This is a genomic window from Zymomonas sp. (assembly GCF_020216885.1).
Taxonomy (GTDB): domain Bacteria; phylum Pseudomonadota; class Alphaproteobacteria; order Sphingomonadales; family Sphingomonadaceae; genus Zymomonas.
This window is the reverse complement of sequence record NZ_JAIWON010000051.1, coordinates 1-14,168: the sequence shown is the minus strand read 5'-3', so window position 1 is coordinate 14,168 and position 14,168 is coordinate 1. Positions and strand designations below refer to the sequence as shown.

Sequence of the window (14,168 nt, the reverse complement as noted above, 5' to 3'; positions counted from 1 at the left end):
CAACGAGGGTTTCAAGAAGAGCGTCCCACACACCCTGTTCCGCCCACCTACGAAACCGAACATAAACCGAATTCCATTTCCCATAGCGTTCAGGCATGTCTCGCCACGGGCAGCCTGTTCGAAGCACATAAAGCATTCCGTTGAGAAACAACCGATTACTTTTTGCGGGACGCGCGCTGCGGCCTCGTTCGCTTGGAAGAAGACCCTCTATTATCTCCCACTCCGCGTCCGTCAGATCTCCACGCATCTAGTCTGCCTTACAAAAACTTGTTCTCAATTTATCCCTGAAAATCTTAAATTATACCCTTTGTCAACAGAACCTAGTCTTTAGATCTTGATAAATATTTTCAGATTATTTCTGCAAGAGCAAACCCAGCTTTTTGTTAATCTCGTGGTGCAGCAGCGCGCCCCAGACGGTCATTGATGGCCTTTCCGATGCCCTCTAAAGGAATGGGCGCAATCGCAATACGGGGGTAAGCGCTTTTTTCGCCGCGATGCAGCGCAGAGAATAAATTGCCTGCCGCCTCGGTCAAATCACCAGAGAGAGAAAGATTGTCGTCGCCGGCAATATTTCCAAAGCCAATAAGCCATTCATCCGCCTCTTTTTGAGATACATTTAACCGCACTGGCTGACTGGGGGCGTAATGGCTGATTAACTGCCCCGGTGCGACCGGATTTTGGCCATCGGCCTTATATTCGGTAATAGGGAGGTGGGTCGATTGAGCCAGTTGTTCACTAGTGATGGGCCCCGGACGCAGCAATTTTATCTCATCCGCTCCGACATAAATAATAGTGGATTCGAGTCCTTTGTCAGCGATACCTCCATCAAGCACCGCTGCAATCTTTCCATTAAGCGATTCTTGGACATGATGGGCTGTGGTTGGGCTGATAGCACCGCTTTTATTGGCAGAAGGCGCTGCCAAAGGATGACCAAAGGCTTTTATTACTTGGCGCATTACTGGATGAGAAGGCATTCTGATAGCAACGGTATCAAGTCCAGCTGTCACAATAGAGGCAATTTTTGTATCTTTTTTTAAAGGCAGAACCATCGTTAATGCCCCAGGCCAGAATTTTTGTGCCAAAGACAAGGCTTCGTCGTTAAATTCGACGATTTCTGCCGCTTGCTCGATATGGGCAATATGAACGATTAGCGGATTAAAAGAAGGCCGTCCCTTGGCCTGATAAATACGGGCGACGGCTTCGCCTGAAAACGCATCAGCGGCCAGGCCATAAACCGTTTCCGTGGGAAGACCCACAGGATAGCCTGCCCGAATCAGTTGCACCGCTTTTTCGATGCCTTTTGAGTCACAGGGCAGGATTATTGTTTCATTCGGAGAAAAAAACGCGTTCATCGCTTTCGGCTATCCTTTGTCTGTCACTTCTGCAAGTTTTCCCTATTTACGGGGTAAAAATCTTTTCTTTTTTATCCTGCCAAGCGTTATTTTTATGTAATTAAAAAATAAACATATAAACACATCTTTATATTTATCTTGACCTTTGCCTCTCGATCGGAGAGCAATGAGGAAGGATTAAGGTTCTTTGTCATTGGCAAAGCTAAGAGGGAAACTGGTGCGAAAGAATTTTCAAAGCCAGTGCTGCCCCCGCAACTGTAAACGGCGAGCAAAGATCAAAATGCCACTGATATGATTATCGGGAAGGCTGATCGGACGCGGTGACCCGTCAAGTCAGGAGACCTGCCTTAAACCAAGTCATCCACTATCGGTTTTGAAAGCTGGAAACAGGCTTTTGAAACTGATTTCTTTTCGGGGTTGAAGAGAAAAATGAGCGTTACCATTGCTAATTTGGGTTTCCCAAGAATTGGCCCGAATCGCGAATTGAAATTCGCACTTGAAAGTTTCTGGGGTGGCCGTAGCAGCGAAGCTGAGCTGAAAGAAACAGCGGCTTCCCTGCGTCGCGAAACCTGGCTGAAGCAGAAAAATCTTGGAATTGACTATATTCCAAGCAATGACTTCTCCTTTTACGATCACGTTCTTGATACCACGGTGATGTTGGGCGCTGTGCCGGAACGCTATGGTTTTAAGGGTGGAAAAGTCGATCTGGCTACCTATTTCGCCATGGCTCGCGGCACGACTTCTGCTGAAAATAGCGTCACCGCTATGGAAATGACCAAATGGTTCGACACCAATTATCACTATATGGTGCCTGAATTAGTCAAAGGTCAGAAATTCAGCCTAGCTTCGACCAAGGCTTTGGATCTTTATAACGAAGCCAAAGCCGCTGGTGTCGAAACCCGTCCGGTTGTTTTGGGCCCCGTTACATGGTTGAGCCTTGCGAAAGGTCGCGATGTCGATCCGTTCGATTATCTCGATGACGTTTTGGCTATTTACACCGAAGTTTTGACCAGCCTTGCCAAAGCGGGTGCCAAATGGGTTCAAATTGACGAACCGGCTTTTGTTCTTGATCTGAATGACAAGCAGCGGGCAGCCTTCAAAAAGGCTTATGACGTTCTGTCAAAAACCGGCGTGTCTTTGATGCTGACCACCTATTTTGGTCGTGTCGCTGAAAATATCGACCTGTTAACCTCTTTGCCGGTTGCGGGTATCCACGTCGATCTGATCCGTGGTAGCGATGATTATGATGCGCTGTTGACCAAAGTCCGTCCAGACACGCTTTTGTCTTTGGGTGTCATTGATGGCCGCAATATCTGGCGCGCCGATCTTGATGCTCTTGTCGACTGGATTGAACCGCTGGCTGAAAAGCGTGATCTGGTTCTGGCTCCGTCTTGTTCTTTGTTGCATGTTCCGGTTGATCTGAAAGCTGAAAAGAAGATTGATCCCGAAATCACGCAGTGGTTGGCGTTTGCTCAGCAAAAGCTGGAAGAACTGGCTGTCCTGAAAACGGCTTTGACCAAAGGCCGGAATGAAGTGGCTGAAGAACTGGCGGCCTCCACTAAAGCCGCTAAAAACCGTCGTTCTTCGCCGCGTATTCATAACGAAGCCGTCGCCAAACGTCTGGCTGCTGTAACGCCTGACATGGCCAAGCGCCAGAGCCCTTATCCGGTTCGTGCCGCAGCGCAGCAGGCAAAGCTCAATCTGCCGCTTTATCCGACGACGACCATTGGTTCTTTCCCGCAGACGTCTGAAGTCCGTCAGGCACGCGCCAAAAACCGTCGTGGTGAATTGGACAATGCCGGTTACACGCAGTTTTTGCGTGAACAGACCGCGGCTACCATCCGTTGGCAGGAAGAAATCGGTCTTGACGTTCTGGTTCATGGTGAATTTGAACGTAACGACATGGTTCAATATTTCGGTGAACAGCTGGATGGTTTTGCCTTTACCAATAATGGTTGGGTGCAAAGCTATGGTTCCCGTTGTGTCCGTCCGCCGATCCTGTTTGGTGATGTGACCCGTCCGAAAGCGATGACGGTCGATTGGTGGTCATTCTCGCAGCAGCAGAGCGAAAAGCCTGTTAAAGGCATGTTGACGGGCCCTGTGACCATTTTGAACTGGTCTTTCGTCCGTAATGATCAGCCACGTTCGGTCAGCTGCCGCCAGTTGGCTTTGGCGATCCGTGACGAAGTCGTCGATTTGGAAGCCGCAGGCACAAAAATCATCCAGATTGATGAAGCCGCTCTTCGTGAAGGTTTGCCTTTGCGTCGCGCTGAATGGCAGACCTATCTGGATTGGGCGGTTGAATCCTTCCGTCTGACGGCTTCAGGTGTTCGGGATGATACGCAAATTCATAGCCATATGTGCTATTCTGAATTTAACGACATCCTGCCTTCTATCGCCGCTATGGATGCCGATGCGCTTTCTATCGAGACAGCTCGTTCGCAGATGGAATTGTTGCAGGCTTTTGCCAGCTATCAATATCCGAACCAGATCGGCCCCGGTGTTTATGACATCCATTCACCGCGTATCCCGTCTGTTGAAGAAATGGTTAACCTTCTTCGTTTGGCTCGGAAATATCTTCCGGCTGACCGTTTGTGGGTCAATCCTGACTGCGGTCTGAAAACGCGTCGCTGGGAAGAAGTGAAACCTTCCTTGTTAGCGATGGTTGCCGCAGCAAAAGAAATGCGTGCAGAAGAAAAAGCAAAATAATATCCTATTATTTTAAATTTTCAGTCAGGCATCGGGGGTTTATCGCCTTCGGTGCCTGATTTTTATCTGTATGTGAGAGAATAAAAGACAAAAATAGACGGTTTCTGGAAGGGATTCCAAAGATCGATAATGCAGGTCGATAAAATCGCCCTTGCAAAAAAGAAAATATTCTGTTCCCAAAGAAGCAGGGTTGAAAAAAGGCAGAAAGGCTGTGTTGAGCCTTTTTATGTATATACTGCCTATTCAGTAAGGGGGGACAGTTTGTTGCTATCAAAAAACGGGACAGACCAAGAAAAAACAATTATCGGGCATCCGCCCGGTCTATTTTTACTATTTTTCACTGAAATGTGGGAAAGATTTTCATTCTACGGAATGAGAGCACTTCTGATATTTTATTTAACTAAACATTTTCTTTTCAGTGATAGTAAATCTTACAGTATTTATGCGGCCTATGCCTCTTTGGTCTATATTATGCCGGTTATCGGCGGTTTTATTGCCGACAAACTTTTAGGGGGACGAAAAGCTGTTCTTTATGGCGCGGTGTTGATTACCATCGGCCATTTTTTAATGGGTTTTGAAGGTAATGGCGGCAATCAATCTTTGGCTGTCACTTGTTTTTATATCGCCTTGGCTTTTATCATTGTCGGAACCGGATTTTTGAAAGGCAATATTTCAGCGATTGTCGGCAGCCTATATGACAAAAATGATCTGAGACGTGATCCGGCCTTTACCATTTTTTATATGGGGATCAATCTTGGCGGTGCGTTGGGCCCATTGATTTGTGGCTATGTCGGAGAAAAATACGGCTGGCGTTATGGTTTCGGTATGGCTGGCGTTGGCATGGCTATCGGCCTTCTGATTTTTGTTTTTTGCCGTCCGCTTTTGAAAGGACGAGGGGAATCTGCCTGTCCTGAAAAATTGGCACAAAAAGTTTTCGGCCTTTCAAAAGAAATCTGGATTTATGTCCTAAGTGTCACCGCTATCGTCTTTTCAGCCATTTTGCTGAATTATTATCAGATTGTCGGGCAATTGCTGGGTATTATCGGTATCTTTTTGATTATCTATATCTTTTATTCTGCCATCCGTTTGCCGTCTATTGCCCGTGATCGGCTTTTTGCCGCCATGATTTTAATGATTGGGTCTGTACTTTTTTGGTCTTTGTTTGAACAAGCCGGATCCTCACTCAATATGTTCACAGATCGCTACACCAACCGTCATATCGCGGGTGTAGATATTGCAACCTCGATGTTTCAGTCTCTTAATTCGATCTATATCATCCTTTTGGCACCTGTGATGGCCGGTCTTTGGACATGGTTAAATAAACGGAATTTAGAGCCTTCTACTTTTTTTAAATTTGGTATGGGTCTAGTCGGCTTGGGACTTGGTTTTCTGGTTCTAGTGGCCGGAGCCAAAATGAATATGCATCAATTAACGCCAGTTCTCTTTATCTTCCTGATTTATCTTTTCCATACCCTTGGTGAATTATGCCTGTCACCAGTGGGATTAGCGGCTATTACCCGTTTGTCGCCTGTGCATATGGCTGGTTTGATGGTTGGAACGTGGTTTTTCTCGACTGCTTTTGGAGAATATGGTGCCGGAATGATTGCCAAGATGACCAGTAATGGTAGCGGCGATGGATTTCACAATATTCTGAATGTTTATTCTTCTATCGGTTGGCTTTCCGTTGTATTTGGCGGAGGCATATTTGTTTTGACACCTGTTTTGAAAAAGCTGTTGCACGAAAATGAGGCATAGTCTTGCAAGACTTCTTCATCATTCTAGCGGCTGTAAGTCTTAAAGTTTGATCGGAAAGGACGGTAATCGCGCATGTCACGGCAATATTTTGGAACGGATGGTATCCGTGGTTGCACGAACAAGGATCCGATGACAGCCGATGTTGCGATGAGAGTAGGGCAGGCCGCCGGTGCCTATTTTAAACGGGGGCTGCATCGTCATCGTGTCCTGATTGGGAAAGATACCCGATTATCCGGCTATATGGTAGAATCCGCCTTGATGGCGGGTTTTACCAGCGTCGGGATGGATGTTGTTCTGGTAGGCCCTTTACCAACCCCAGGCGTAGCCCTTTTAACCCGATCAATGCGCGCTGATCTCGGTGTTATGATTTCAGCCAGCCACAACCCCTTTTCCGATAATGGCATCAAACTTTTTGGCCCCAACGGCTATAAATTATCGGAAGAGGAAGAAAAAGCGATCGAAGAGGCGATTGATCAGCCGCCTATCTTAGCGGCTCCTGCCGATATTGGGCGGGCGCGGCGTATTGACGATGCGCAGGGGCGCTATATCCATGCGGTGAAATCGAGTTTTCCGGAATCTTTACGGTTGGATAAATTGCGTTTGGTTTTAGATTGCGCCAATGGCGCGGCCTATCAGGTTGCCCCCGCCGTTCTATGGGAATTAGGTGCTGAGGTGATTACTTTGGGCGTTGCGCCCAATGGTCTCAATATCAATGACCATTGCGGTTCGACGGATCCCTCTGCTTTACAGCAAAAAGTGCTGGAAACGCGTGCCGATTTAGGTATTGCCCTTGATGGTGACGCCGACCGTGTCATCATTGTCGATGAAAAAGGCGAGATTGTCGATGGCGATCAGATCATGGCTTTGATCGCAACCTCTGCCCAAAGACGTAATTTGCTAAAAGGAAATACGACGGTTGCGACCGTTATGTCTAATTTGGGACTGGAACGCTATTTATCTAAATTGGGTATCCAGCTTTTGCGCACCCAAGTGGGCGATCGCCATGTTGTCGAGGCAATGCGGGCAGGGGGCTATACTGTCGGTGGCGAGCAATCCGGTCATATTATTTTGTCTTATCACACAACGACGGGGGATGGTCTGGTTGCCGCTTTGCAGCTTTTGGCTGATTTGGTTCAAAGCGATAAAAAGGCCAGCGAATTGCTGCATGTTTTTGATCCGTTGCCCCAGCTTTTGAAAAATGTTCGTTATAGCAGCGGACAACCCCTTGAAGATGAATCTGTCTGTGAAGCGATATCCGAGGCAGAAGAAAGCCTTAAGGGCAAGGGACGGTTGCTTATCCGTAAATCGGGAACCGAGCCTTTAATCCGCGTCATGGCGGAAGCCGAAGACCCTGATCTGGTGCATCAGATCGTTGACCATATATGTGAGACTGTTCGTCGTGCAGCCTAAAATACCGGAAATTAGCGTCGATCAACCGGCGCGTATCCTGACCATTGCTGGTTCTGATTCCGGCGGCGGGGCAGGGATTCAGGCCGATATTCGGTCAATTACTATGCTGGGTGGTCATGCCATGACCGCGATCACGTCTCTAACCGCGCAGAATACCCAAGGGGTTTTTGCGATTGACGTTGTTTCGCCCGAGATGGTTATCGCCCAGATAGACGCAGTCGTAACGGATATCGGGGTTTCTGCGATCAAAATCGGCATGATTGGAAGCGGTGAAGTCGCCGTGGCGGTTGCTGATTATCTCGAAAAAACACCTAATATTCCGGTCGTTCTTGATCCCGTAATGGTGGCGACCAGTGGATCAGCCTTGGCGGATGAAAAAACTATTCAAGCCTTTGATCGGTTAATGTGTCGGGCTGAGTTGATTACGCCGAACATCCCTGAATTAGAAGTTTTGACAAAACAGGATTGTTCTTCTGATGTCTCTTTGATAGCGGCGGCGCAGCAATTAGCACGGCATTATGGCTGTCCAATATTGGCAAAAGGCGGTCATGGGGAAGGCGAAATCCTGACCGATAGATTAGTGATGCCCGATGGCGAGGTCATATCATGGCAAGATAGCCGGATACCAACCCAAAATACCCATGGGACAGGATGTAGTCTTTCTAGTGCTATTGCGACCTCATTGGGGCAAGGATTACCTTTAAAAGAGGCGATTACTCGGGCGCGCCAATATATCAGAATGGCTTTGGAGAAAGCGCCGTCTTTGGGTAAAGGGCATGGGCCTATTGGTCATACTTTAGGCATAAGTGCTTTTGACCGCTGGTTTCTGGAAAATAACTGATGGTTGCTGGCTCAACTAAAATGTCTAAGAAGATGCTCCCTGATTTGTCTTATGAAGACAGGATTGGAGGCGTTGTTTTCGGGGTTGATGAAGTGGGTAGAGGCCCTCTCGCGGGTCCCGTCATGGCCGGAGCGGTTTATCTTCACCGAGAGCATATTCCAGAAGGGATCAATGATTCAAAAAAACTGACCGCGCGTCGTCGTCATCTTTTATCCGACATGCTGCATAATCAGGCTGATTATGCAACGGCAATGGCGGATGTTCACGAGATTGACCAAATCAATATCCGGCAAGCCAGTCTTTTGGCGATGAAGCGGGCAGTAAAGGCCTTGATACAAAAAATAGGTAGGGAACCTGATTGCATTTTAGTGGATGGCCGCGATATTCCCGATTGGCCGTGGCCGTCATTGCCTATTATCAAAGGGGATAGCCTTTCTTTGTCGATTGCGGCGGCCTCTATTGTGGCCAAAGTCGAACGGGATGAAATAATGGTAAAAGCCAGCCAAGAATATCCCGGCTATGGTTGGGAACACAATATGGGATATCCCACAAAGGAACATCGTGAAGCCATTCAAAGATTAAAGCCGACAAAATTCCATCGCCAGAGTTTTTCACCTATTCGCCAATTTTATGAAAAGGCCGATTAGGATGTCTTTGACCTCTTTTTCGTTACTTTTTCTGTGTTTTTTGAAGTTATAAAATAATCACTTCAATTATTATCCATAACCGCTTTTGTATTTTTACAATGAAGCCTCTTGACCGAAGAGTCGCATTGAATCACAGTAAAGTCGGGTTTCTGTGAAAGGATCAGTATTTATGCGCCTTGCCGAATGTGTATCACGCATGAGTGAAGAAGACATCGGAGGCGATACAGAGTTATCTGACAGCCCGACATTACCGTTAAACAGTATTTTGGCTGGTAATTGCATCGAAATTTTAAAAACGTTGCCCGATAATTCGGTTGATCTTATTTTTGCTGATCCGCCTTACAATCTTCAATTAAGTGGTGAACTGTTTAGACCGGAAGGCAGCCGTGTTGATGCTGTTAATAACGCGTGGGATAAATTCGATACTTTTGCCGCCTATGACCATTTCACCCGTTTGTGGCTGAAAGAGGCTCATCGCGTTTTAAAAGAAGATGGCACGATTTGGGTTATTGGCAGCTATCACAATATTTTTAGGGTAGGCACCGCCTTACAGGATCAGGGCTTTTGGATATTAAACGATATCATCTGGCGCAAATCCAATCCGATGCCCAATTTCAAAGGTCGACGATTTACCAACGCTCATGAAACCCTGATATGGGCTTCAAAATCAGATAAATCCCGCTATGTCTTTAACTATGCCTCTTTGAAAACCTTTAATGATGACCTTCAGATGCGGTCTGACTGGTTATTACCGATATGTTCGGGAAATGAGCGTTTAAAAGGAGAAAACGGGCAGAAAATACATCCGACCCAAAAACCTGAAGCCTTGCTGTATCGGATTATATTGGCTTCATCGCGTCCTGACGATGTCATTCTTGATCCTTTTTTTGGCACGGGAACCACGGGCGTTATTGCCCGTCATCTTCGGCGGCATTGGATCGGGATTGAACAAGACCCGACTTATATTAAAGCTGCCCAAGCCAGAATAGATAAAGCCGAAGTCTGTGATGAGGCTTTGATGGGGCAAGCATCGAATAAACGCAAACAACCTCGCGTTACCTTTGGGTGTTTGATGGAAAATGGTTTTGTCCGTCCCGGCCATATTTTATATGATAGCCGTCGCCGCTTTAAGGCGGTTGTCAATGTTGATGGTGCGTTGCAATCGGCCGATGGTCGGTCAGGATCCATCCATAAGCTGGGCGCCCAATTACAACAGGCTGTTTCCTGTAATGGCTGGATTTTTTGGCATTTTGAAGAAAATAATACTTTGTTGCCGTTAGATATCTTACGACAACGCTACCTTGCCGAGAATCCTTGATGTCTTTTTATAATCAGAATGTTTCAGTACCCGAAATGACCGATATCCGTCTGTATTTTTGTCCGAGCGCCTTTGTAAATGCACCCATGGCGCCTTCTGGTGCAACCTTTCGCTTGGCAGGGGGGCTAAAATGGTTTGGCGCTTTTACGGTTATTATGGTTTCAAAAGGTGAAATTGTTCAGGAACGGGTGATTTCTGTTGCCGATATCAATAGCTTTTTGAACAGCCTTTCAACAGAAATGCAGTTGGATGCCTATAGAACCATTTCAAGAATTGTTGCGCCAAGGGCTGCTATCCAATTAGGCAAAAGTAAGATCAAATTAGATCATACGCATATTGTTGGTATTTTAAATATAACGCCTGACAGTTTTTCAGATGGCGGTTTATATCAAAATAACGTCGATGCCGCCTGCGCTATGGCTAAAGCGATGATAGAGCAAGGTGCTTCTTTGATTGATATCGGCGGGGAATCCACCCGTCCCGGAGCCGAAGCCGTATCAGAAGAAGAAGAAAAATTGCGGGTCATGCCGGTGATTGAAAAGCTGAAAGAAGCGTCTCTCCCGATATCGGTTGACACCCGAAAATCCTCGGTAATTTCTGCTGTATGGGAACAGACCCCTGCTATTTTTAATGATGTATCTGCTTTGAGTTGGGACAAAAATTCTCTTTTTGTCGCGGCAGAAAAATCTTATCCGGTTATTTTGATGCATCATGAAGAAGGCTCAATTCATGAAGGGTCTTCTAAAAAAATTCTGATCGAGGTTTATAACTGGCTTGAAAAGCGTATAGAGGTTGCGGAAGCGGCTGGTATTAGCCGTGACCGGATCATTATTGATCCCGGTATCGGTTTTGGTAAAAGTTTTCAGGATAATCTTGCCTTGATCCGTGGCATTGCCTTGTTCCACGGTTTAGGATGTCCTTTGATGCTGGGGGCAAGTCGTAAAAAACTGATTATTACCTTTGCAGGGGATACCCATCCCCAAGAAAGATTAGGTGGATCTTTAGCGATTGCGCTTCATGCGGCCGATCAAGGTGTCCAGTTATTGCGCGTCCACGATGTCAGAGATACGGCGCAAGCGCTGACTGTTTGGCAGGCTTTATACTAATCAGATCGCTGCTTTATCGGGTGAATTTTTTGGAAAGGTGAAATATTTTACCTTTCTATGCCCTAATCCTGCATCTTTTTAGCGCCTAGGGCGTTATGATTGTTTTAAATTAAAGGAGAATCTGTGTCCCCTATCCGTGGACGAATCAGTCGCACCAAAGACGTCTTTTCTTATGTCGGCGCTTCACTTTGGATTTTGCTGGCTTGGGATATTCTGGTTACGGCTCTTTATGTCTATAATCCCGAATGGCCTTTATGGATGGAGGTGCCAACCGCACCAACGACCGTTTTGGGTTCTGCGCTTATTTTATTTATCGGTTTTTCAACCAACAGTGCCTATGCACGTTGGTGGGATGCGCGCGGATTATGGGGATTGATGAATAATAACTCCCGTAACTTTTCCCGCGAAGTTTTAATGGTTTTTCGGGATAGAGAGCAGCAAAAGCAGTTAGTCTATCGTCATATAGCATATATCCACGCTTTGCGGTGCCGATTATTTGATATTAGCCCCAAAGAAGATATTAAAAGATTTTTATCCGCTGAAGAATGCGAAAAGTTAAGAGAGGGTAATAATGTCCCTAATCTTATCTTGGCAGAAACCGGAAAACAGATTTCGGTAATAGCTGAAAAAGAAAATATCGACAGTATAAAGCTGCAAATGCTTGAAAATACGATGACGGCGATTGCTCATGCACAAGGAGGTATGGAAAAGATAAAATCGACGCCTTTACCTTATCAATATACCATCTTTCCGATGTTGTTTATCGAGTTTTTCTGCGTCGTTTTGCCAATTAGTGCGGTTGATACCTTGGGGCTGGCTACGCCTTTGGCGACAACGATTGTTGGCTTCCTTCTCTTCATTCTGAATCGTCTGGGTCGGGATTTACAGAGTCCTTTCTCGCGCCAATCTCCGAATTGCCTACAACTTGATAGCATTACCGAGATGATCGAAACAGATCAGCTTCAATGCTTGACATTTGATAAATAAAATTTCATTTTACAGAAAATTTTTAAACTATAATGTTAAATTATAACGAGAAAAAATGGAAGTTACCTGTTTTGAAAGGGAGTCTTATAAGAATCTCTTAAAAGGGTATTTCATGGAGATTTGCTATGTCCCGTCGTCCAGAAAAGGCTTTGCTTGAGGAACTAAAAGCATTGCTGGGTTCCAAAGGATTTACACAAGATCCGATAGTGATGGCGCCTTATTTGGAAGACTGGCGGGGCAAATTGAAAGGAGAGGCAGCCGCGCTTCTTTCTCCGGCTTCAACCCAAGAGGTTGTTGCTATTATGAAAATGGCGAGCGAAGCAAAAGTCGCAGTGGTGCCACAAGGCGGCAATAGTTCGACGGTAGGAGGCGCAACGCCATCAAAGGATGGAGCGGCTCTTTTGCTATCAACCAAAAGATTAAACGCTATCCGCGCTATTTCGCCAGAAGAAAGCTGTGCGACCGTTGAGGCTGGCGTGATCTTGTCCGCACTCCATGAAGCGGCCGATAAACATAATCTGCGTTTTCCTCTTAATATCGCCTCAAAAGATATGGCGACTATCGGTGGTCTAATCTCGACCAATGCCGGAGGTTCTCATGTTTTGCGCTTTGGTCAAATGCGGGCTTCTGTTCTGGGGATAGAGGTCGTTTTCCCTGATGGCTCTCTGTTAGAAAATTTGCGCCCGTTACGAAAAGATAATCAGGGATATGATTTACGTCAGTTACTGGCTGGAGCCGAAGGTAGTCTGGGCGTTATTACTGCGGCCAGCCTTCGCTTAATTCCCAAACCGCATTCAAAAATAGTGATCTGGGTCGGTGTCGAATCTCCTTCAGCGGCATTGGCTTTGTTGCGTCATTTGGAAAAAGAAAGCGGGGAGGCGGTCGAAGTTTTCGAATTGATGGAATCGAGCCTTATCGAACTGGTTCTAAAACATATTCCCGATACCGAAATTCCGACTGAAAAAGCCTATCCTTGGTATGTTTTAATAGAAGCAACGGCCTTTTCAGAAGATTTCGATTTAGAAGCCCTGATGGTGAATATTCTGGCTGATGCCACCGAAAAGAAAGAAATTTTAGAAGCCGTCATTGCGCAGAATGAAACCCAAGCCGGAAAGCTGTGGCGCTTGCGAGAAACGATTCCTTTAGCGGAGAGATCAGAAGGTTTTGCTGTAAAGCACGATATTTCTGTGCCTGTTAGCGCAATGCCGTCCTTTATTGAGCAGGAAAGCCGTGCCATTCAGGAAAAATTCCCTGGAACTACGGTTTTGGCTTTTGGACATTTGGGGGATGGCAATGTCCATTTTAATGTTTGCCCCCCGAAAGAGGTCAGCGATCAACTGGCTTGGGTCGAAAATGAAGGTATTGCCGTTTCTCATTTCGTTTATGAAAGAGTCATGGCCAATGGGGGGGCGATTTCAGCTGAACATGGCATTGGGCAAACAAAATTAGCTGATTTTATGCGTTTCGGGAATAAAACGAAAATACAGGCCTTGAAGGCGATCAAAAAGGCGATAGATCCGCAATCTATTATGAATCCCGGTAAATTATTACCTGTCGAACAAGCAGAGTAAGACATTATAAAAAGTCACATCCGGTATATATCTTTATCATGGGATCAAATATTTTTATAATTTTCAGCCATTATCCTTTATATGTTGTAAGCTTTCTTCTTTAACCGATATTTGTATCATTACAGGAGCAGAAAACGAATGGCTTCAAGGCCGACTAACGCTTTGCCGGTTCTTTATAACGAACTTCTCCCGATTTCCCGTCACGATCATAAAAATTGGCGCTTCCGCTTGCAGGACAAGCTGCCTTTTATGTCGGAAATCCACGCCATTCCGTTAGCTGTCGAAGAATTCGGCATGGCTCAACGCAATTTCCCGATTGTTTTTTCATCGGGCCCCAATCCGGTGCCTTTGGCTTTGATGGGGCTTAATGACGGGGTCAATGTTTTCTTTGATGAAGAAGGCAATTGTCGGGAAAGTCATATTTATTTACCGGCCTATATCCGCCGTTATCCTTTTATGTTGGCCAAGATTG

The 14,168-nt window shown here is 46.1% G+C and carries 12 protein-coding genes and 1 riboswitch; of the genes, 10 read left to right on the top strand and 2 right to left on the bottom strand.

All coding sequences use genetic code 11. The features are described from left to right. Both LDL18_RS02675 and LDL18_RS02670 read right to left on the bottom strand, forming a co-directional pair. Positions 1 to 247, bottom strand: a 247-nt coding sequence (locus tag LDL18_RS02675) for an IS5 family transposase (protein WP_296506872.1), incomplete at its 3' end; no start/stop codon positions are given. Positions 248 to 383: 136 nt separating this feature from the next. Continuing rightward, positions 384 to 1,352 carry an L-threonylcarbamoyladenylate synthase gene (locus tag LDL18_RS02670; protein WP_296506871.1) on the bottom strand — a complete coding sequence of 323 codons (969 nt, stop codon included), beginning with the start codon at positions 1,350 to 1,352 and terminating at the stop codon, positions 384 to 386. Positions 1,353 to 1,515: 163 nt separating this feature from the next. Next, positions 1,516 to 1,717: riboswitch (cobalamin riboswitch) on the top strand. 64 nt (positions 1,718 to 1,781) lie between these two features. On the opposite strand from LDL18_RS02670, the gene metE reads away from it, so the two are divergent. The 10 genes from metE to LDL18_RS02620 all read left to right on the top strand — a co-directional run. After that, complete coding sequence (metE, locus tag LDL18_RS02665) at positions 1,782 to 4,061, top strand: 5-methyltetrahydropteroyltriglutamate--homocysteine S-methyltransferase (RefSeq protein ID WP_296506869.1); 2,280 nt, start codon at positions 1,782 to 1,784, stop codon at positions 4,059 to 4,061. Positions 4,062 to 4,322: 261 nt separating this feature from the next. Continuing rightward, positions 4,323 to 5,816, top strand: coding sequence for a peptide MFS transporter (locus tag LDL18_RS02660; RefSeq protein ID WP_296506867.1), 1,494 nt, complete (start codon positions 4,323 to 4,325; stop codon positions 5,814 to 5,816). Positions 5,817 to 5,888: 72 nt separating this feature from the next. Beyond that, complete coding sequence (gene glmM, locus LDL18_RS02655; RefSeq protein WP_296506866.1) at positions 5,889 to 7,226, top strand: phosphoglucosamine mutase; 1,338 nt, start codon at positions 5,889 to 5,891, stop codon at positions 7,224 to 7,226. Continuing rightward, entirely contained in the window at positions 7,216 to 8,067 is an 852-nt protein-coding gene (gene thiD / locus LDL18_RS02650; RefSeq protein WP_296506865.1) for a bifunctional hydroxymethylpyrimidine kinase/phosphomethylpyrimidine kinase, read from the top strand. Before glmM ends, thiD begins: the two co-directional genes overlap by 11 nt. Then, the gene (locus LDL18_RS02645; protein WP_296506864.1) at positions 8,067 to 8,714 is read left to right on the top strand and encodes a ribonuclease HII; all 648 of its coding nucleotides are present in this window, start codon (positions 8,067 to 8,069) and stop codon (positions 8,712 to 8,714) included. The genes thiD and LDL18_RS02645 overlap by 1 nt, the downstream gene beginning before the upstream one ends. Positions 8,715 to 8,883: 169 nt before the next feature. Next, complete coding sequence (locus LDL18_RS02640) at positions 8,884 to 10,032, top strand: site-specific DNA-methyltransferase (protein WP_296506863.1); 1,149 nt, start codon at positions 8,884 to 8,886, stop codon at positions 10,030 to 10,032. Continuing rightward, positions 10,032 to 11,138: a dihydropteroate synthase gene (gene folP, locus LDL18_RS02635; protein ID WP_296506861.1), complete on the top strand. Its 1,107-nt coding sequence runs from the start codon at positions 10,032 to 10,034 to the stop codon at positions 11,136 to 11,138. The genes LDL18_RS02640 and folP overlap by 1 nt, the downstream gene beginning before the upstream one ends. A gap of 123 nt (positions 11,139 to 11,261) precedes the next feature. After that, on the top strand, positions 11,262 to 12,125 hold the full coding sequence (locus LDL18_RS02630) for a bestrophin family protein (protein WP_296506858.1): 864 nt from the start codon (positions 11,262 to 11,264) through the stop codon (positions 12,123 to 12,125). Positions 12,126 to 12,250: 125 nt separating this feature from the next. Next, complete coding sequence (locus LDL18_RS02625; RefSeq protein WP_296506856.1) at positions 12,251 to 13,696, top strand: FAD-binding oxidoreductase; 1,446 nt, start codon at positions 12,251 to 12,253, stop codon at positions 13,694 to 13,696. A gap of 138 nt (positions 13,697 to 13,834) precedes the next feature. Next, positions 13,835 to 14,168: SapC family protein (locus tag LDL18_RS02620; RefSeq protein ID WP_296506854.1), on the top strand; the 334-nt coding region annotated here is incomplete at its 3' end.

What these genes read in the sequence shown, in the direction of transcription:
- LDL18_RS02670 (WP_296506871.1), bottom strand. Translation starts at nt 1,352, where the DNA reads ATGAACGCGTTTTTTTCTCCGAATGAAACAATAATCCTGCCCTGTGAC.
- metE (WP_296506869.1), top strand. Translation starts at nt 1,782, where the DNA reads ATGAGCGTTACCATTGCTAATTTGGGTTTCCCAAGAATTGGCCCGAAT.
- glmM (WP_296506866.1), top strand. Translation starts at nt 5,889, where the DNA reads ATGTCACGGCAATATTTTGGAACGGATGGTATCCGTGGTTGCACGAAC.
- LDL18_RS02645 (WP_296506864.1), top strand. Translation starts at nt 8,067, where the DNA reads ATGGTTGCTGGCTCAACTAAAATGTCTAAGAAGATGCTCCCTGATTTG.
- LDL18_RS02640 (WP_296506863.1), top strand. Translation starts at nt 8,884, where the DNA reads ATGCGCCTTGCCGAATGTGTATCACGCATGAGTGAAGAAGACATCGGA.
- folP (WP_296506861.1), top strand. Translation starts at nt 10,032, where the DNA reads ATGTCTTTTTATAATCAGAATGTTTCAGTACCCGAAATGACCGATATC.
- LDL18_RS02625 (WP_296506856.1), top strand. Translation starts at nt 12,251, where the DNA reads ATGTCCCGTCGTCCAGAAAAGGCTTTGCTTGAGGAACTAAAAGCATTG.